The organism is Methanosarcinales archaeon (assembly GCA_014859725.1).
In the GTDB taxonomy this organism is placed as follows: Archaea; Halobacteriota; Methanosarcinia; order Methanosarcinales; family Methanocomedenaceae; genus Kmv04.
On sequence record JACUTQ010000030.1, the window covers coordinates 1 to 18,912 of the forward strand.

21 protein-coding genes, 1 tRNA gene and 1 rRNA gene are annotated in these 18,912 nt (G+C 40.5%); 13 read left to right on the forward strand and 10 right to left on the reverse strand.

Translation table 11 applies throughout. The features are described 5' to 3' along the window. Positions 1-19: 19 nt before the first annotated feature. The 3 genes from IBX40_04070 to IBX40_04080 all read right to left on the reverse strand — a co-directional run bounded on the left by IBX40_04070 (position 20) and on the right by IBX40_04080 (position 2,761). Positions 20-454, reverse strand: a complete 435-nt coding sequence (locus IBX40_04070; GenBank protein ID MBE0523497.1) for a small multi-drug export protein — start codon at positions 452-454, stop codon at positions 20-22. Positions 455-489: 35 nt separating this feature from the next. Further along, positions 490-1,368: a class I SAM-dependent methyltransferase gene (locus IBX40_04075; GenBank protein MBE0523498.1), complete on the reverse strand. Its 879-nt coding sequence runs from the start codon at positions 1,366-1,368 to the stop codon at positions 490-492. A gap of 169 nt (positions 1,369-1,537) precedes the next feature. Next, complete coding sequence (locus tag IBX40_04080; protein MBE0523499.1) at positions 1,538-2,761, reverse strand: DEAD/DEAH box helicase; 1,224 nt, start codon at positions 2,759-2,761, stop codon at positions 1,538-1,540. A gap of 306 nt (positions 2,762-3,067) precedes the next feature. Here IBX40_04080 and pscS point away from each other — a divergent pair, with 306 nt between their 5' ends. Then, positions 3,068-4,198 carry an O-phospho-L-seryl-tRNA:Cys-tRNA synthase gene (pscS, locus tag IBX40_04085; protein MBE0523500.1) on the forward strand — a complete coding sequence of 377 codons (1,131 nt, stop codon included), beginning with the start codon at positions 3,068-3,070 and terminating at the stop codon, positions 4,196-4,198. Positions 4,199-4,390: 192 nt separating this feature from the next. Next, a complete protein-coding gene (locus IBX40_04090) occupies positions 4,391-4,807 on the forward strand; it encodes a pyridoxamine 5'-phosphate oxidase family protein (GenBank protein MBE0523501.1) in 417 nt (138 codons plus the stop codon). 101 nt (positions 4,808-4,908) lie between these two features. Here the strand turns inward: IBX40_04090 and IBX40_04095 are convergent, their stop codons facing one another. The 4 genes from IBX40_04095 to IBX40_04110 all read right to left on the reverse strand — a co-directional run bounded on the left by IBX40_04095 (position 4,909) and on the right by IBX40_04110 (position 8,666). After that, positions 4,909-5,316 (reverse strand): rhodanese-like domain-containing protein, encoded by a 408-nt coding sequence (locus tag IBX40_04095; protein MBE0523502.1) that lies wholly within the window; start codon positions 5,314-5,316, stop codon positions 4,909-4,911. Next, the gene (locus tag IBX40_04100; protein MBE0523503.1) at positions 5,313-6,503 is read right to left on the reverse strand and encodes a radical SAM protein; all 1,191 of its coding nucleotides are present in this window, start codon (positions 6,501-6,503) and stop codon (positions 5,313-5,315) included. The genes IBX40_04095 and IBX40_04100 overlap by 4 nt, the downstream gene beginning before the upstream one ends. A gap of 107 nt (positions 6,504-6,610) precedes the next feature. Further along, complete coding sequence (locus IBX40_04105) at positions 6,611-6,766, reverse strand: CcmD family protein (protein MBE0523504.1); 156 nt, start codon at positions 6,764-6,766, stop codon at positions 6,611-6,613. Between the two features lie 82 nt (positions 6,767-6,848). Continuing rightward, a complete protein-coding gene (locus tag IBX40_04110; GenBank protein ID MBE0523505.1) occupies positions 6,849-8,666 on the reverse strand; it encodes an HD domain-containing protein in 1,818 nt (605 codons plus the stop codon). Between the two features lie 119 nt (positions 8,667-8,785). Here IBX40_04110 and IBX40_04115 point away from each other — a divergent pair. Then, a tRNA-Arg gene (locus IBX40_04115) sits at positions 8,786-8,892 on the forward strand. Positions 8,893-8,904: 12 nt separating this feature from the next. Here IBX40_04115 and IBX40_04120 read toward each other — a convergent pair. Next, positions 8,905-9,300, reverse strand: coding sequence for a DUF1699 family protein (locus tag IBX40_04120; protein ID MBE0523506.1), 396 nt, complete (start codon positions 9,298-9,300; stop codon positions 8,905-8,907). Positions 9,301-9,455: 155 nt separating this feature from the next. Here IBX40_04120 and IBX40_04125 point away from each other — a divergent pair, with 155 nt between their 5' ends. Genes IBX40_04125 through IBX40_04150 form a run of 6 tightly spaced genes read left to right on the forward strand, consistent with a single transcriptional unit; the run spans position 9,456 to position 14,121 of the window. Continuing rightward, a complete protein-coding gene (locus IBX40_04125; GenBank protein ID MBE0523507.1) occupies positions 9,456-10,913 on the forward strand; it encodes an aminotransferase class I/II-fold pyridoxal phosphate-dependent enzyme in 1,458 nt (485 codons plus the stop codon). 2 nt (positions 10,914-10,915) lie between these two features. Then, positions 10,916-11,854, forward strand: coding sequence for a cobalamin biosynthesis protein (locus IBX40_04130; protein ID MBE0523508.1), 939 nt, complete (start codon positions 10,916-10,918; stop codon positions 11,852-11,854). A gap of 22 nt (positions 11,855-11,876) precedes the next feature. Continuing rightward, complete coding sequence (gene cobZ / locus IBX40_04135) at positions 11,877-12,398, forward strand: alpha-ribazole phosphatase CobZ (GenBank protein MBE0523509.1); 522 nt, start codon at positions 11,877-11,879, stop codon at positions 12,396-12,398. A 7-nt stretch (positions 12,399-12,405) separates the two neighbouring features. After that, positions 12,406-13,194, forward strand: coding sequence for an adenosylcobinamide-GDP ribazoletransferase (cobS, locus tag IBX40_04140; protein ID MBE0523510.1), 789 nt, complete (start codon positions 12,406-12,408; stop codon positions 13,192-13,194). Next, positions 13,179-13,778, forward strand: a complete 600-nt coding sequence (locus IBX40_04145; GenBank protein MBE0523511.1) for an NTP transferase domain-containing protein — start codon at positions 13,179-13,181, stop codon at positions 13,776-13,778. Before cobS ends, IBX40_04145 begins: the two co-directional genes overlap by 16 nt. 43 nt (positions 13,779-13,821) lie before the next feature. After that, positions 13,822-14,121 carry a hypothetical protein gene (locus IBX40_04150; protein ID MBE0523512.1) on the forward strand — a complete coding sequence of 100 codons (300 nt, stop codon included), beginning with the start codon at positions 13,822-13,824 and terminating at the stop codon, positions 14,119-14,121. Positions 14,122-14,147: 26 nt separating this feature from the next. Here the strand turns inward: IBX40_04150 and IBX40_04155 are convergent, their stop codons facing one another. Together IBX40_04155 and IBX40_04160 are read right to left on the reverse strand one after the other, a co-directional pair. Further along, on the reverse strand, positions 14,148-14,609 hold the full coding sequence (locus tag IBX40_04155) for a methanogen output domain 1-containing protein (protein ID MBE0523513.1): 462 nt from the start codon (positions 14,607-14,609) through the stop codon (positions 14,148-14,150). A gap of 86 nt (positions 14,610-14,695) precedes the next feature. Continuing rightward, on the reverse strand, positions 14,696-14,941 hold the full coding sequence (locus IBX40_04160) for a response regulator (GenBank protein MBE0523514.1): 246 nt from the start codon (positions 14,939-14,941) through the stop codon (positions 14,696-14,698). 298 nt (positions 14,942-15,239) lie between these two features. Between IBX40_04160 and IBX40_04165 the strand changes: the two genes are divergently transcribed. From IBX40_04165 to IBX40_04180, 4 genes are all read left to right on the forward strand, one after another. After that, positions 15,240-15,710 carry an IS1 family transposase gene (locus IBX40_04165; protein MBE0523515.1) on the forward strand — a complete coding sequence of 157 codons (471 nt, stop codon included), beginning with the start codon at positions 15,240-15,242 and terminating at the stop codon, positions 15,708-15,710. Beyond that, on the forward strand, positions 15,620-16,237 hold the full coding sequence (locus IBX40_04170) for an IS1 family transposase (GenBank protein ID MBE0523516.1): 618 nt from the start codon (positions 15,620-15,622) through the stop codon (positions 16,235-16,237). The genes IBX40_04165 and IBX40_04170 overlap by 91 nt, the downstream gene beginning before the upstream one ends. A gap of 213 nt (positions 16,238-16,450) precedes the next feature. Then, complete coding sequence (locus tag IBX40_04175) at positions 16,451-16,708, forward strand: hypothetical protein (GenBank protein ID MBE0523517.1); 258 nt, start codon at positions 16,451-16,453, stop codon at positions 16,706-16,708. A gap of 1,336 nt (positions 16,709-18,044) precedes the next feature. Next, positions 18,045-18,912 (forward strand): 16S ribosomal RNA (locus IBX40_04180); the annotation flags it as partial.

Genomic DNA, 18,912 nt, shown 5'->3' on the forward strand with positions numbered 1-18,912 from the left:
ATACAGGCAAAAACATAAATTAATGTCCTAACGAGTTAATGCCTGCCAAACCCAATACACCAAGAAATGTTAACATTATGCTCCAAAGAACTATCCCGATACATATCCAAAATAATAAGCGCCAGGCTGGTGCCCCCAGTGAAAGCCCAATCGCAACTCCAAGAGGTGCACCTGTGAGCAAGGGTGCTAATAGCCCTAATCCAATAATCCCATAGCGTTGCCAGATCTGATATATCCTTCCATGTTGTGCATTTGAATAAGTTCCAATACGGTGCCGGATCAACCGATTTCGTACACGTTCACCTAACACCAGGACAGTCCCTGCACCTACCATGGCACCAATGGCTGCTATTAAACCTATTGTTACAGAATGGAGATTAAGTGCGAAGCCCGCCGGGATCGCTGCCCACAACTCAATTATTCCCAGGCCAAACACTGTCAGCAACTTCATCATGAGTATATCCTTTACCAGCAGAAATAACATGCATTTTAGTTGAGCTTATAATGAACAGTCCATTGAGTTTTCCTGAAAAATTCAATATTCCTGAACATTTTTAACCATCCAAGTTTCTTTTCTTCCGAATCAAAATACGACCAATCATCAAGAAATTCAATGCCAGCATGCCATTCTTCCATTTCTTGACTATCACGGATCCCAAAATGAAATGTTGCATCTTTCCCTAGATGCAATTGGTGTTGCATTTTGTAATTCATCATTCTCTTGAGTGGTTTTCGTAACCACAACGAGTTAAAAACTTCACACACCAGTTCAGAACCAGGAAATTCGGATTGGAGCTTCAGGATCAATGACTGCACGTCTTGCAGATCCAGGTACATAAAAACACCCTCTGCCACAAATAGGAAATGTCCTTCATGTTCTAAAACGATCGACATCCACTCATGATTCAATACTGATGACGAAATGAAATGATACCTTTCATTCTCTTCAAAGAATAGTTTCTTGATCTCAATCACTTCAGGGAGATCAAGATCATAAAACATTACTCTCCCATTATCTACACGTAAAAACCGGGAATCTAATCCACACCCGATGTTGACAACAATCCCATCAGGTGAATTCTCAAGAAAATCACGAACATATCTGTCATATTGTTTTGCCCGAATGGCAACATGGATTACCAATTCCTTTTTCAGTTTGCCTTTAACCAGGTCCTTATCAAGTCTATTTTCTGAAACCAACAATATTTTGTTCAGTTCCCGGGTGATCTCAACTGCTTTTTGGTCATCCAATATCGGATCATTTGACTGGCTTTCAATAGAGTGACAATACAGGGTAACAAAAGACGTTGCGGCAACATCACGATTTTCAATATCTGACAATTTAACCACTTCCCTCTTGGAATTCATAATTTTACCTTGAGATATATTGTCGACAATACCTTTACGATCAGCATCCCTGTTCTGATAGGTTGCAGATATGGAGCAATTAAAAAAAATATGGCTTTTCAGCCATCTCCTACGTTAATATTTTTCCTACGTATGTCCTTTTAAAGGGTTTAAGAATCCGGAAAAAAACCTATCGATTCTTGTGCCTGTTAGAATCAGGCCTTTTTCTAGAGATGTGTTTATTGTTGTTATGTTTAATTCCAACTTGCACTGACCTTTTCATTTCAACCTTTTTAAAATCAGGCAGCTTTTCTTCCCTTATCACGACATCATTAAATTTCAATACATCTTTAAAATTATCATTATCCTTTCTGGAAAGAATATTTATTGCCTTTCCTTCGTTTCCAGCTCTTGCGGTTCTTCCGATCCTGTGGATATACTGCTTACTCTCTATGGGAATATCATAATTGTAAACATGGGAAACACCAATGATATCAAGCCCCCTTGCAGCCACATCTGTGCATACAAGAACACCCGCCTTCCCTGCATGGAATCGCTTCATGACATTGTTTCGCTGGTTCTGGGTTAATCCGCCATGAATAGCCTGTGCATCCACACCCGAAGATCTCAGGTTCTTAGCGATCGTGTCAGTATATCTTTTCGTATTACAAAAAACCATTACACGGTTTGAGTTTTCATTCTTCAATAGATGCATGAGTAAAGAAAATTTCATATTATCTTGAACTCTATAATAGCTCTGGTCCAATAGTGATGCATCAATATTAGACTCAACGTTTATATGGATCGGTTCATTCATATATTTTCTGCCAAGCTTGACAATATCTTTTGAGATCGTAGCAGAGAATAAAAGGGTCTGCCGGTCCTCTGGGCATTTATTAACAATTTTAGTCACATCTTCCTTAAATCCCATATCTAACATCCGGTCTGCTTCATCAAGCACCAGTGTTTCTACCTTATTTAATTTGATTGTCTTTCTTTCGATATGATCAAGCATCCTGCCAGGTGTTCCTACCACCACATCTGCTGTCTTTAAAGCCCTGATCTGCTCATTGATCCCCATACCACCATAAACTGCAATAATTTTCAAAGGACTGAACTTCGAGAATTTCTTAAAAGCACTTGAAACCTGCTCTGCTAATTCTCTTGTAGGAGTCAGGATCAATGCCTGTATCCCATTTCCTTTTTCAGCATTTTGTAATATGCCACAGGCAAATGCAAGGGTTTTTCCTGAACCAGTAGCCGATCCGGCTATAATATCTTTCCCTGCAAGGATTAACGGGATCGATTTTTCCTGTATTTCGGTAGGACAATCGAAATTTTCATCATTTATAGATTTTAGAAGGTTGACACTAATGCCAAGATTTTTAAATTTTTCCATATTTAAACTTTCCATATTTTTTTTCAAAAAAAAGCTGCTTAATTGCTTTTTTTTGTCCACTTCGTTAAGTTATTAAAAACAATTAAGAGCTATTAGCACAACTTTGTGAAAGTTTAGATTAATTTACGCTTAAAAGTTATTGAGCTTTCTTAACGGTGGTTCCTGACTTATAGTTATGCCCATCAGTCACGATCTGAATCCCATCTGGCAATATCAACACCCTGCTCCTTTAGGATCAACCCTTTAGTTCATCTAACACCATGGAGTAAAATGGACATCATTATAAACCTGAATTAGCTATACTCCAGATGGGTGTAATAAGTGTATGAAAAATTCAAAAACATCAAGCGTTCCACTTCAGGAGCCATCAATATCGACCCCCTCCAGCGCGGCGGGATACTGACTGAAGAGGCCAGACAAGCCCTGTTGGAATGGGGTGACGGTTATTCAGTTTGTGATTTCTGTCCTGGAGTACTGGATATGATAAAGACCCCACCCATATATGATTTCGTGCACAGGGCCCTGCCAGAATTCCTGGGAGCGGACGAGGCCAGAGTGACCAACGGTGCCAGGGAGTCTAAGTTCGCTATTATGCATGCAATGGCAGAGAAAGGGGACTGGATAGTACTGGACCAGAGTGCCCATTATACTTCATTTGTGGCTGCCCAGCGTGCAGGGCTTAATGTTAAGGTGGTACCCAATTCAGGTTCACCTGATTACCATATTGCACCAGAAGCTTACTTAGTTACAATCCAGGAAGTTATCAAAGAATCGGGGCACCCACCAGTTTTGGGTCTTGTCACATATCCTGACGGTAACTACGGCAACCTTCCCGATGCAGAACAGATCGCTTCTATCTGCCATGAGTATGACGTGCCATTGATATTAAACGGTGCATATGCGGTAGGCAAGATGCCTGTGAACGCCAGAGAACTGGGTGCGGATTTCATAGTGGGCAGCGGGCATAAATCCATGGCATCCTCAGGACCCATAGGCGTAATGGGGGTCTCAGAGCAGTATTCTGAAAAGATATTCAAAAAATCCCCCACCCACAAGTTAAAAGAGATAGAACTACTGGGCTGCACTGCCAGGGGTGCCACTATAATGACCATGCTGGCCTCTTTCCCAACAGTGGTGGAACGGACCAAACACTGGGACCAGGAAGTGGACAAGGCCAGGTGGTTCGCATCCCAACTGGAACAGCTGGGTCTGATACAGCTGGGCCAGAAGCCACACAATCACGACCTGATGTTCTTTGAGGCACCGATATTATTCGAGATGTCCCAGACTGCCAAAGATGGCCGTTATTTCCTGTATAAGGAATTAAAAGCCCGGAACATCCACGGCATCAAGCCCGGGCTTACTAAATATTTCAAGCTGAGCACTTATGGACTGCCTGAATCTGAGCTGAAAGTGGTAGTGGATGCCTTTGATGAGATCATAAATTCGTAAGGCTTTCCTTAATATTCTCTGCCCGGTTGAATTGCATTTATTATTGGCTAACATTTGTATGGAGGCAATCTTCCGGCGTGCTTAGAGGCAGTGAATTGCAAGCTTCGTAATAATTTGTACGGGGTAGAGCTAAACAGACAGTTAGTTTAATATCCCTGTTACTGCCATAACTATTTTGTGGAGGTTGGAAATATGGTAAACTTACCAGATGAAGCCATTGAGATGTTTAGCAACGAGAATTGTGATAAAGAAAAACCGCTGATTTGGGTATCCACTGTGGGGACTGATTCAATGCCCCATTCTGTACCTGTCTGTTTTGTAAAGGTCATTGATAAGGATAAATTATTGATAGCAGTGAATTTCATCACCCATACAGCAACAAATATCAAAATGGGATCCATGGTATCGGTCAGCGTAGCTGTTCCATATAATGGTTATATGACAGTGGGTAAAGGAAAAGTGTATACAAGCGGAGAGTTGTTTGAAGATGCAGCTGGCAGGGTCAAAGAGAGATTCGGAGGTAAGGTCGAATCCAAAGCAGCCATCCTGTTCCAAATTCAGAGGATTTACAAGCTTACTCCTACAGCAAGCAAGAAAGAGATTACTTAATTAAGTAAATGCCAAAGTATGGTGAAATGGAAATATTCATAAAATCTACCGACTTAGTGGATACTATTGGTATTGGTAAATTGATTCGCATATCAGTAAATTTATTTCTGGACAGGATATCCCGCGTTCTCCCATTCATTGAATCCGCCTTGCATATTATATACTTCTGAATACCCATTATCGATCAGAGCCTGGCTAGCTATAGCACTGCGCCTACCGCTCCTGCAATAAACCAGTATTGGCATATCCTCTGGGACTTCATCCAGCCTGTCAGAGATATCGGTGTGGGGTATCAGTAAAGAATTTGCAATATGCCCTGCATCATATTCTTCCTGGGTGCGCACATCAAGAATAAAATACTCTCCGCTATCCACCTTAATTTTAGCCTCGCTAACCGGGATGGAAATATATTTTACAGATTCTCCATTATCCTCTTCAGGTACGTTTGTCAAACAACCAAGTACTGAAGTGCTGAGCAACAATAAAATAATTATAAGATATTTCTTCATATTTTTCCCCCATTTTTAACCATATTAAAAGGCATCTGAGCATCTTCCGGGATAGTATAAATATATTTTGCCCTGAAATCCGGGTTACGCATCAAGCAGCTTGAAGCGCTTTTCTTGTAGTTGGAACCCATGCGTTTCCAAATATCCTTAAGCGGTTCTTCCCTGATATTGCCGAAGGTCAAAGGCGTATAAGCACATGGCAGGACATCCCCTGCAGAAGTTATATGGACCCACCGCCTGCCTGCAAAGCATCCGAACATATCAGGCCCCATGAAAAACGGGAATGCAGTAATTCTTGGTCCATCAAGAAGTTTGTTCTTTTCTTTCTGGAAAGTGCTTAATCTATCCACATCCCTGGGACCCACTGTCTCATCCTCATGGTCCAGCCACCGCCCTACAGCGATGATCTCATAGAAGGAAACCTCATGCATACCTTTTGATTCAGCAAGACTGTAGAAATCTTCCAGTTCATCAATATTATTGGGTGAGACCACTACGAACATATCGGTCAACAGACCTGCTTCCAGTGCATTGTCAATGCCTTGCATGGCTTCTGCATAGGACCCCTTCCTGCCTCTGACCCTGTCGTGTTCTTCCTGTCGGGGGCTGTCAATACTTACACGTACAGCATACAGACCTGCGCTTTTTAACTCCCTGGCTTTTTCAGGGGTCAATCCAAACCCGGAAGTGAACGTAGTGGCAATGGCCCGGGTTTTATCCACATGCCGTACCATATCGGGGAGATCCTTTCGCAGCAAAGGCTCACCCCCGTCAAATGAAATGAGATAAGACCCCAGATCAATGGACTCATCAACTGCTCTGTTGACCTCATCCAGCGACAGTTCGGGATCAGCTATTATATCTGCAGCACCGCAATGGATACATTTATTGGGACAGCGCATGGTAATCCCGATCGAAGCCTGGTCAGGAACTCGTTTTTTTAGCATCGAAGCTATCTGGGCTGAAATAAGTCGGTCGAAAGCCGTGCTTGGTACCGGGGGTGCCCAGGTAGAGATAATGATATTATCAGCAGAAACAGAAATCGGCTTTTCTTCAAGGAATATTTTGTTAATTCGGTTGAGAATGGGTTTAGCTACAGGGGATAGGGTTCCCTCTGATACCAGCTGGACCTTGCCATTTTTGGTCTCAGCATTTAATTTAATATATGATTTATCATAGACGCGCATTTGTTTTCAATTTCCTGACCATATCAGATCGCCTACCATTATCACAAAACAATATTTTTTACGATTGATATTATGACATCATTTTTTCATGGTATAAATTGGAGTTATTAATTACCGATATTCTTTAATAATTCCATCTGATGCTTGAGTATTTTTCTTTTTTGTATTAGTCTGAATGTATATATTAAAAAGACGATCCAGACAACACCAAATGCAGCTAACATGGACTTGGCATATGAAATATTCGAAATTAATGTTTCCACAATATTACACTATCATGAATTTATGAGATTTAAATTTATTCCAACTAACAAAGAGAGAGCTGTAAGTCACGCCTTCTTATATTTACTGGCGATTATATCTATTGATATGAATATCCACCATATCCCTGGGTATGCTGTGTTTGTTTTTAACTATATAATCAATGATATGTTTCATCTCTTTTTTGTAAAATCCAGCAATATTCTTTCCATATTCCACGCCTTCATTGGTCAAAACATACTCATATCTCTGGGTCCAGTGACCTTTTTTATCATAATATCGGAGGTCTTCGTCTACCAGTCCCATTGCAACCAGTATTTGTATATCTTCAAACAACTTGTCTGAATATGGGAAATTATATCTTTTATGGAATCGATAATCAAGCAGGTTTTTCAGGTAGTCAACGTTAGCAAGCTCCCTGACAAGCCGGTATATGCAGGTGATGTTCCTGATCCTGGGAATTTTTACTTTAGTACCATCATTCTCAGAGAACTGGTTGTGCAGACAATAGAAAATAAGCATCACTCCTTCGATATTCAGGTATTTTTCATTCCTGATAAATCGCAGCAGGTCGGGAGACAACTCCTTTATCAAGCCGAGGATATCCTTGGGCGCTGCATCCTGATCTTTTTGATACTGATGATAGGTGAATATACACAAAGATATCTGACGTGAGATGGCCCTGACCAGACCATTGGCAAGCGCAGATTCGTCATACATAAAGTGTTCTTCAACTCCTCGTAGTATCCTGGTACTTTTGGGAACACCCCTGGCTACTGACAGGTCTATCAGTGCAGGTCTCCCGTAGCTTTCAGTGAACCTGCGTGCCATTTCCCGCTCAAACATTTTCTTTGCCACACCATATCTGGCAATTGTTGATAGTGCCATCCTTACTTCGGGTTCAAGTGTTTTTTGATTGAACCGACCCAGCGTGCTGCATATATTGCCCTCTCTTATCTGCTGCAGCAGGAGACTGGCAGAGGGAGGTCCCTCTTGCTTTATGAAATTCAGTAAATCCCCATCATTGAATGTGGTAAAGAATTCAGAAACACTAAGCATGATCCTGGTTCTGTCATTTATATTCTCAAGTGTGTCTTCCAGGGCTTTAAGCAGCATGGCACGAACGCTCTGGGTTAGGGGATTGTGGATAATGGCAGAATAATGGTGAGATCGGGCAATAAGCATGGATTCTGCAGCTGCCAGGGCCATATCTTCACTATAACTGTCAACTCCCCCCAGTACGAGACGGCCATTATGAAGTTTGAGGCTGGCCACCAGCTGTTCAACATCGATCAATCCAAGAGATACTCCTGTATGATACGAGTCACGCAGGAGGAAATCAATCCGATCGGCATCTATATCCCCTGAAACGATCTGAGCGAGATGCTTTTTTTCAACCTCATCCAGATCCCCTGTGGCGATAGCTGAAATGTCTTTAAAAAAATCATGTGCATCAATTCCAAAATCCGATTTTATCGCTCTCGCAATCTCATCATATTTTGGAAAATTATTTTTTATAATGTAGCTGGTGAACTTCTCATGGCTATAGAACCGCTCACCGCCGATCTCAGGTACATAGGTGGGATTTCTGGCAAGGACCCCCTCAACGGAATGGGAAAAAGCAGAATGGCCCACGTCATGTAAAAGCCCTGCAACCCTGACCTTCTGGATATCCAGATCATCCAGTCCTAGTGCACGTGCGATCATATTGGCCACATGCATAGTGCCTATACTGTGCTCATATCTGGTGTGATTGGCTCCAGGAAATGCAATATCGGCAAGTCCCAACTGTTGTATTCGGCGGAGACGCTGTACTTCCCTAGTGTTGATCAGCAATGCTTCCAGATGGCTGATGGGAATGTGCCCGTGCAGAGGATCATGTATCGTTCCACCTGAATGCATGAAATGTTATTAGTTCAGAAGACACTTAAAAACTTGGATATTCAAATAACTTTTTATATGATTCATTAGATTAAAGAAAATGAGTTTGCTCCATAATTTTAGAAAAAATTGAACGATATGGACTCGTGGGGTAGCCTGGATATCCTAGCGGGCTTCGGTATTTACCGCCTTGTTGAAGCGGTAATGAAGATACCCGCGGACCCGTGTTCGAATCGCGGCGAGTCCGTTTTTATACTATTTATGCTTTGAGAAGGTACTCTAGAAGGTCTGGACTTAACCTTGTCTCCTTTTTCATTTTATCGAGTATTTCCTTTTGGGACTTACCTTCTTGCTTGAGATTATTTATCTTGTCAAATACGCTCTTTTTAATCTCATAATAATCGTTAATATCTTTACGGTGTCCCCAAACATCACCTTCAAGAAGCTTTATATTCTGCATATCCAAAAATAGCAGAATTGATTTTGAAACAGTTTTTTTATATGAACCAGGTATATGCAAAGCCTTCATCTCAGGACAAGTCTGAACTAAATCAAAAATGTCCTTATTTGAAGGTCTGAAGGCCAAATGAATAATTTCTTCATCGGTGCTCAATGTGTTTATTTCGTCTTTAGAACTTACTACTCGAATTTTCATATTATTAACCCTTCCAAGTATCTCCTTAAATATTATATTTCCAGTACCCTATAAATCTCTTTCTGATAACTGGAACAAATTTATATCTGTATCTTAATTGATAAATATTGAAGTAATGCGAAATGGTTATGAGCATAACTTACATTTCAAAAAGAGTGAGTAATATCGATCAATACATAAGAAAAAGCGTAACCAACATCGAACAGTGTGTTCATGGAGGTCGGGTGGTGGAATATCTTAAGCATAATAGGATTGAATTGCTGGATTTCAGTGCTAATTTTAATCCTGTTTATCCTCCTGATAAAGCAGAAATCAAAAATATCACAACAGGTGCATTGAAAAACATTGGATTCTACCCTGACAACCGCTATATCGAATTTAAAAATGCATCTGCTGGATTTGCCGGAGTTAAACCTAACAATATAATACCTGCAAACGGTTCATCAGAGGCAATAAGGCTTATTTCCGAGACCATTTTGAGTAAAGGCGATGTGGTGCTACTTCCCAGGCCTACTTTTGATGAATATGAACTGAATATCAGACTTATGGACGCCGTCCCACAATCTATTAATTATAGAGAAATGTTTCTTCATCCGGATATCATTACTGATGATTTGCTTGGCAATTCAAAGGCATTGTTTATCTGTAATCCCAATAACCCCACAGGTACATTAATTGAAAGATCAAGATTGGAACAACTGGCCAGGAGATGCCAGGAAAATAAGACTTTTCTGATAATTGATGAAGCGTTCATTCAACTCTCTGACCCTGCTCACAGTATAGCGGATCTAGTCTTTGAAAACCAATTTGTTATTATTGTACAGTCCCTTACTAAGGTATTTGCAATACCTGGAATAAGAATTGGATACGGAATAGCTCATGAAGATTTAGCAGCAAGGATGAACAATATCAGGATCCCCTGGAATCTTGGAACGATTTCTGAAGTCGTAGGGACATGGCTACTTGATACTTATTCAACAGACCCCTCATATCTTGAACAATCAAGAGAACTTATAAGGGTCGAACGGGAATGGCTTTTAAAGCGCTTATCCCTTATCAGGGGTTTTGAACCAATACCCAGCGACACATGTTTTATCCTGATCAAGATAAGAGATTTTGGAATGGATTCAAACGAGGTCACCCAACATATGCTAGAACAGGGAATCATTATACGGGACTGCGAATCATTCAAAGGATTGGATAAAGATTATATTCGGGTTGCCATTCGAAATCGGGATGATAACCAGAAATTGATTGATGCTTTTTCAAGATCTATTACTCAATGGGGTAAGGAACTGGCTGATAAGGAGATCGAAGAGGCAGTTCATAAGGGTAAGATCGCAAGCAGGACCAATTGTGAATATTACCCTTGCCATTTTGAAGACCAGGATTGTACATTCTGCTTTTGTCCCTTTTATCCATGTGGGGATGAAAGAACCGGCGGTGAAATGATAGATCGGTCAACAGGTGGTACAGTATGGAGCTGCGCTGGATGTGATCACATACACAGGCCAGAAGTGGCAAATCAGATACTCGAAGCACTGATGGTAAGCGAAGGGAAGCCTGAAGATGTTAAACTAATCTGGAAAAAAGTTATAGAATCTATGTTATAAAAATGGAATCTGTTGTATTTTCCCCTGGACTTGAAGTACTTGCACTGGCAATTCTAATGGATATCTTAATCGGAGAACCGCCCGGAACTATACATCCTGTGGTTTGGATAGGAAAAGTAATCAAATATCTTAATAACCTATCTTTTGGCAATAAGAGGATGTTTGGCATTTTTATGGTTATCGTCACAGCAGGGATATCATTACTTGCAGGGGCAGTAGTGGTAATCGCATCTTCATATATTTCAGAAACATTTGCATTGCTTCTCGCTGCATATTTCCTGAAATCCACCTTTTCCTTTAGAATGTTGTTGACCTCTGCCCGCCATATAAAATCCCAATTGGAATCAGGTACTTTAAAGAATGCCAAAAAAGACCTAAAAGCGCTTGTCAGCCGAGATACAACCAACCTGGACAAATTACATATGACCTCAGCAGTGATAGAATCCACATCTGAGAACTTTGTAGATGGAATTGTTTCTCCTCTATTCTTTTATCTTATACTTGGACTGCCCGGAGCCCTTGTATACAAGGCAGTGAATACCCTGGATTCCATGATAGGATACAGGAATAAAGAATTCATTGAATTGGGCTGGGCTTCTGCCAGACTGGACGATATTCTGAATTGGATTCCTGCCCGACTATCCCTGATCTTTATTTTTGCAGCGTCTATATTTACAGGCAGTCCAATAAATGCTATAAAGACATGCATCAGGGACCGCGATCAGACAGCTTCACCCAATTCAGGCTGGCCTATGGCAGCAACTGCCGGTTCTTTGGGTGTGAGGCTGGAAAAAAAAGGACACTACATTCTTGGAGGCGAGTTCAGGGAACCTGTTCCTGAAGATATTGAAAGAGGATCAAAGCTTGTGGGAATAGCAACGATCTTCCTTTTTGCTTCCATTTTCGCTGGTGTATATGTTATAAGAATCCTTATATGGTGAATTGAATACAAGGTTGATTGCAATGAAACTCTCAGACGCCACTCTTGCTGAAAAAACAGATAATCCCGATAAGATTGACAGAAGATCTGACCATGATATTAAAGAGATTCTTGCTGACATGGGATTATCGGAAGAAGTACTCCTTTCTACTGCCATGGAATTGTATGTCCCTCATCCCGGTATAGAGACCCGGGAAAAAGCTGAAGCTGTTTTCAGGCACGAACTGGATGTGGCCCTCAGCGACCCAAACGTGTGCATCCTGATATATTCGGGTATCCAGCTGGAGGAAGCTGGTAAAGCAGGAAAGCTGCCAAACCTTAGTAAAGATTCCTATGACCGCGATCTAACATTTTTAATATGCGATGAAGTGCTGGGAATGAGCATTGCTACCTATATTGCGGGATATAAGGGCACATTCGAGTTTGTCAGGTTCGATAAGAAAAAACCTGGGGTTTTAAAAGAACTTGGGCCTTTCATGGATGATGTTATCGCAGCTTTGATCGGAGGTGTATCCTCCAATATGTATACCAGAGCGGGGGTATAGACCAAAGATGCTGGATGGTTTCCTGGGAGCTATTGGATTCTTAACCACTCTACCGGCTGGTAGAGCTGACAGGTTGGTACATCTTCAAAGCCGGACATCTCTTTTTTCAGTGGTGGGGATACTTGTCGGATTGCTCCTTGGAATAATAGCTACCTCGTTGATCATTGTAATCCCTGACCAGCCTGCCATTGTGGCTGTACTGATGATTATGTCCATCTACACCTTTACTGGTCTCAACCATCTGGACGGCCTTTCGGATTTTGGGGACGGTATCACTGCCCACGGCAGCAGGGAGAAAAAGATCATTGCATTAAAGGACATGGCACTTGGCACGGGCGGAGCAGCTTTTATTGTCTTATATATATTGATGTTATTTGTAATCATCCAGGCTCTTGCAAACATCCTAATTGATTTGAATTGGGGGTATTCTCTCGGATTTTTCTTTTTAGTAGCAGAAGTGTCATCCAAACACTCAATGATCACAGCGTCCTGGCTGGGTAGACCTATCCACCAGGGTATGGGGTCTATGATCGCGGATAATACAGGTTTAAAGCAGTTCTTAATAAGTTTGATAATATCAGCTTTGGTATGTACTGCTATTTTGGGCAGTTCAGGGATCGCAGCAGTGGTTGGTGCAATGATAGGTTCGGTCCTGGTGATTTTCATTTCTAATCGGCATTTTGGTGGGATAAACGGGGATTGCATCGGGACATCTAATGAGATCGGACGCCTTATGGCGTTGATCGTATTATTCATAATCTGCAGAGGAGGTATTGCTGTTTGGATGCCCTGGTGATGGCAGGGGGTCGGGGCAGCAGGATGAAAGTGCCCATTGAAAAGCCGTTACTTGAGATCAATCACAAGAAATTGATCGAATATGTGCTTGATGCTCTTAAAGAATCTAATAATATCAATAATATCCATATTGCCGTGTCTGCTAATGGACCTGAGACAGGCAAGTGGCTTGAACTTCACTCCCGTGATGTCAACATCATTAATACACCAGGCAGCGGTTATGTTTCAGATATGGTGGTTGCAGTTAAATCAGCAGGCATTAAGGGCCCTTTGCTAATGGTAATGGCTGATCTGCCCCTGATCTCTTCAGAGATGATAGATGAGGTTATTACTAAATACCATACCATCCCGCAGCCAGCTCTTTCGGTCTATAATTTATTGTCTGTATGTAGAAGTAAGGGACTGCGGCCTGATACTGTGTTCAATAAAAATGGGCAATTGATCGTCCCATCCGGATTGAACATACTGGATGCTGACAAAATACATGAAGAGCAGGAAGATTATAACTATATTCTTGATAATCATAGATTGGCTGTAAATGTTAATACAATAGAGGATCTGGAGATATGCTCCAGACTGATATGAGATGAATACTCAAGATAGAAATATTTCTGCAGACACCTTAAGTCTGCTTTTGGGAAAAACACAAGTCAAGCCAGAGGAAGTGACAAATGAGATCTTATTGCTGGCACAGGCTATTGATGACCCTTTCTGTCTGCCGTATCTTATAGAGGAATTAAATTCCCTTGAGATGGAAGACGAAGAAGCTTTCAGGTTTGGTTTACTGCGAATCCAGATTGATTCCGAATTGAGAATGAATGAAGATATCCAGAAGCATCAACGCCGCCGGTTTGTTGCACAGGTGATTGAAAAGATGCTGTTTGGGGAACTATTTATTGAGATAAAAGCTCCCCCAGACGAGATTTAATTGTTGAGCATTAAATTAATTTTTAATTATTGGATAATTTCAATAAGGCAGCAATCATCTCTGTTTCCAAGTAATTTGACAAGTTGTACTTCCACATAAGGCGACTTTTTTATCGCTATCCTTGAAAATATCCCTCTTGTTAGCTGGCATAATGTAGGATTATTCCTGGCTTCATTACCCCAGGGACATTCGGTTCCTTTAATGGTGATCTTTTTATCCCCTTCAGAATTAACCGTAAAACTTCCTCCCAATTGATACCATAGATCACATATCTTATTGCCGACGTATGCCATATCCATTGTTTCTAATTCCAATTCAAGTTTGTCTGATATGATTTGTTCAACGCGGTCAATTATTTGATGAATTACAATCCCCTGCTGTTGAGGTGGAACTGTCTGCATAAGTATAGGAATTATTTGTGTTAAAACACTTAAAATACTATTTTTTATATCCAACCTGTCCCGCTCGACCATGAGATTATCATGCAATCGTTTAATCCTCAGTAATGATTTTACCCTTGTTGAAAGCTCCAGCTGGTCCACAGGTTTTGTGATAAAATCATCAGCTCCAGCTTCTATGGCTTCGATCCTGTCTTTTGGCTGGGACAGTGGTAACCATTATGATCGGTATACTTAGTGTTTTTTTCATCACTTTTTAATATCTCACAAACTTCTATACCACTTATTTTAGGTAAAATTACGTCAAGAAGGATCAGGTCTGGAGATTCGTCTTTAACTTTTTCAAGTACTGATTCACCGCTAGTTGCTGAAATGATATCATAATCACTGGATAGATAGTCAGTTAATATCGCTATCATCAATTATGAATCATCCACAATCAAAATTTTGGGTTCTTCCATTCATCCCACCTAACTTTGTAATTGGAATTATAAAAAAAATATTAGGTCTGAGGTTTTTGAGGTTTACCAAACAATATCCCATCAGAAGTTATATCATACATGTTCAATTCAAGAGAGATTTTTGTACTCCTCATCTTTTCAATACTTGGAAAGGCTCAATACATTATATCGTGAACCATTTCATTTGACAAATGATGGCACTGTCCTCAATTACGATACTTAATATACTTAAGAATCATATACCATATTTGTGATAAATATGGTTCGACCTCGTGGAGAAATCAAAGTAATATGCCAGAATGAGAAATGCACGTATTATCTAAAAGAAGAAGGTAAAGATATAATCAAACGTGGTAAGTACAGCACAGGTCATCAAAGATATTATTGTCATCACTGCAAGACCTTTTTCATGGAGACTAAGGGAACTCCATTATATCATAAACATCTTTCGAAACCCGAGATAATCAACATCTGCAAACACCTTGTAGAGAAAAATGGCATCAGATCGATTGAACGAATAACAGGCCACCACAGGGATACAATAGGAAATTTAATAGAAGATCTTGCCTTGCATGCTGAGTTAGTAAATTCTATTCTTCTTCATGATGTAAAACTTGGACAATTTGAGGTTGATGAAATGTGGACATTCGTAAAAAAAAACAAAAAAAAGTTGAGCCAGGAAGCCCTAATTCAGATATCGAAGGTGATGCCTGGATATTCACTTTCATAACGAGAGGGTCGTATCTCATCGTTGCTTATGAGATTGGGAAACGAACAAAAAAAACATGTGAAAAATTATTTGAAAAAGTTTTTGATAGGGTACAATTACCTTTTCCAGATAAGAAAATTGAAATATTTTCTGATGGACATGATGACTATACAAATACTATTCCTGAGTATTATGCAGAGACATGTGTTGACTATGGACAAGTTATCAAAATAAGGGAGGGAGGAAGAGTTGTTGATAAAATCAAAAAAGTCATTTATGGAACTCTTAAGATAGATGAAATCGAGACGACAGATATCGAAAATATGAATAGTATTTGTCGTGAAAGGCAGGGCAGATTAGTTAGAGAAACAAAATGCTTTTCGAAAAAGAGGCCAAAACTCATAAATTCTTTCGAATCATTTCATTTTTATTGGAACTTTATGGATAAGTTGACTAAAACCGAGACTCCTGCAATGTTGGAAGGTTTAGCTGATCATCAATGGAATTGGGAGCAATTTTTTTATTTTTCATTAAGTATTCTAAATTAGGACATTGCCCAAATGATGGCTCAATAAATCGTGAACACTTTTGATATTCACCTTGTTTAATGCATCCTTCATGATGCATCATGGATCCTGACGAAGAAGAAAGAATAGTTGCCGTAAATCTATGTGTAAAGGGTGAAAAAAGAACAAACATTTGCAAAGACCTGAATCGAACAAAGGGTTGGCTTTCCAAGTGTTTTATTCGCTACAAAACTGGTGAAGAGGGATGCTATAAATCCAAAAGCACCTAAAAATCCTGGAATAAAGACAAGGGATGAGATTGAAAATGCGGATGTGAATCTCAGAAAAACTTTGATGGACAGTAACGAACACGAATCCAAATATCTTGGCGTGGGTGCTGATGCAATTCAATATAGGATGTACAACCTTGGTTTTTCAGACGATGACACGCCTTCAACCTCAACGATAAATCGGATTGTCAAAAAACACAAGCTGAAAGTAAATAAGCGCTAGCGATATAAACGAGTCAAATCCAAAAAGAGATATACAATCCTAAATCCAACGCAAATCAATGAAATGCACCAGATGGATTTTGTTGGTCCACGATTTATCAAGGGATATGGTGCGATTATTTCAGAAGAGCTGAAGCTATCGATGTTTAGGTATTATATGCTGAACTTATTGCAGTTTTTCTAGTTTTAGCAAAAATTAACTGACTTTAAGTCGATCATGGGCTAATGATGTTTCAGTTTTTTAGCAGATTGGTTAGTATATTTGCCGAAAAAAGTGGAAATCACTAGATTATGGGATAGTGCCGTATAATAGTCTATTGCATTAATTTAGTAAAATTGGTAATAATAACTCTTATATTCCGCAGGTATATTTTGAAAACAAATCTTTTTTAAAAACATTGAATTATGTCGGATGATTCTGGTTTTCTAAATTTTTGAAAAAATGGTTCGAAAAGATGCATGTATTTTTCTGCCGAAATTGGCAAATCCTATATTCAAAACATGTCTTCTATAAGTTTACAATATAAATATAATATTTTAGAGATATGTAAAACCACTATCAGTAAAAATTATTAAAAAATTTCAGATACCTGCGGAAAGTGAGATAACTTCCTTGCATCTCAGTTTTTGCATTTAATATTGTTTTTTCGTAACTATTCAGCCTATAAAACGCTATCAATAGCCACCAAGCTTTACTTCTTTGATATCTTGGGAATTTCTAAATCGATATCGGAAGACATTAGCTATAAATTCTTTACATAAAGCTACCAAATATCATTTCGGTATCAGTAGCCATGATTTGTAGGGCTGAATAGTTACGTTTTTTCAACTAATAATTAATTGTCATTATTATCTGGTTGTAAAAAGCCTTATATGCTATTGTACTAATGCAAGGAGGCGCTCAATGGAGCAAGTAAATGTGCTTGTATGTTGAGAATCAAAATTACCGGGTCTGAAAACATCGGATTCGTTAAGGTAGTAACAAACCTTAAATACTACCAATAACATAACTATAACTTCCCTATACACGATAAAAATCGTGAGGGAAACCTGATGCAAATCATTGCATTCATTTATCACCACCTTCTTCGCCGAGGTCATTTCCTGGCGTCGACCCGGATTTTGGGACGAGTCCCAGAAGTGATGGGTTGCTCTCCGACCTTGGCACATTCACAAATGGAGACGAGATGGAACTATCTCGTCCGACGTTAGTATTGGCAGTTCGGTTAATTCTGATCGGTAGTGTATAAACATATACTATCGGAATTAATTGGACAATATATACCAAAATTACCCAACAATTCCTATAGCAAATAAACTTCCAATGTGTGTATCAACAATTCTGGTTGATCCTGCCAGAGGTTACTGCTATCGGGGTTCGATTAAGCCATGCGAGTCAAATGTTCTTCGTGAACATGGCGAACTGCTCAGTAACACGTGGATAATCTACCCTTAGGTCTGGAATAACCCCGGGAAACTGGGGATAATACCGGATAGATCATAGATGCTGGAATGCCCTATGTTCTAAAGCTCCGGCGCCTAAGGATGAGTCTGCGGTCTATCAGGTTGTAGTGGGTGTAACGTACCTACTAGCCGACGACGGATACGGGTTGTGAGAGCAAGAGCCCGGAGATGGATTCTGAGACACGAATCCAGGCCCTACGGGGTGCAGCAGGCGCGAACACTTTACAATGCGGGAAACCGCGATAAGGGAACCCCGAGTGCCAGCACCAAGTGTTGGCTGTCCAGATGATTAAATCTCATTTGTTAGCAAGGGCCGGGCAAGACCGGTGCCAGCCGCCGCGGTAACACCGGCGGCCCGAGTGGTAACCGTTTTTATTGGGTCTAAAGGGTCCGTAGCCGGTCTGATAAGTCTTTTGGGAAATCTGGCAGCTTAACTGTCAGGCTTCTAAGAGATACTGTCAGGCTTGGGACCGGGAGAGGTAAGGGGTACTCCAAGGGTAGGAGTGAAATCTTGTAATCCTTGGGGGACCATCTGTGGCGAAGGCGCCTTACCAGAACGGGTCCGACGGTGAGGGACGAAAGCTAGGGGAGCAAACCGGATTAGATACCCGGGTAGTCCTAGCTGTAAACGATGCTCGCTAGGTGTCAGGCACGGTGCGTCCGTGTTTGGTGCCGTAGGGAAGCCGAGAAGCGAGCCACCTGGGAAGTACGGTCGCAAGGCTGAAACTTAAAGGAATTGGC

Coding starts and splice junctions, on each gene's coding strand:
- IBX40_04070 (MBE0523497.1), bottom strand. CDS start 454: ATGATGAAGTTGCTGACAGTGTTTGGCCTGGGAATAATTGAGTTGTGG.
- IBX40_04075 (MBE0523498.1), bottom strand. CDS start 1,368: ATGAATTCCAAGAGGGAAGTGGTTAAATTGTCAGATATTGAAAATCGT.
- IBX40_04080 (MBE0523499.1), bottom strand. CDS start 2,761: ATGGAAAGTTTAAATATGGAAAAATTTAAAAATCTTGGCATTAGTGTC.
- IBX40_04090 (MBE0523501.1), top strand. CDS start 4,391: ATGGTAAACTTACCAGATGAAGCCATTGAGATGTTTAGCAACGAGAAT.
- IBX40_04095 (MBE0523502.1), bottom strand. CDS start 5,316: ATGAAGAAATATCTTATAATTATTTTATTGTTGCTCAGCACTTCAGTA.
- IBX40_04100 (MBE0523503.1), bottom strand. CDS start 6,503: ATGCGCGTCTATGATAAATCATATATTAAATTAAATGCTGAGACCAAA.
- IBX40_04110 (MBE0523505.1), bottom strand. CDS start 8,666: ATGCATTCAGGTGGAACGATACATGATCCTCTGCACGGGCACATTCCC.
- IBX40_04120 (MBE0523506.1), bottom strand. CDS start 9,300: ATGAAAATTCGAGTAGTAAGTTCTAAAGACGAAATAAACACATTGAGC.
- IBX40_04130 (MBE0523508.1), top strand. CDS start 10,916: ATGGAATCTGTTGTATTTTCCCCTGGACTTGAAGTACTTGCACTGGCA.
- cobZ (MBE0523509.1), top strand. CDS start 11,877: ATGAAACTCTCAGACGCCACTCTTGCTGAAAAAACAGATAATCCCGAT.
- cobS (MBE0523510.1), top strand. CDS start 12,406: ATGCTGGATGGTTTCCTGGGAGCTATTGGATTCTTAACCACTCTACCG.
- IBX40_04165 (MBE0523515.1), top strand. CDS start 15,240: ATGGTTCGACCTCGTGGAGAAATCAAAGTAATATGCCAGAATGAGAAA.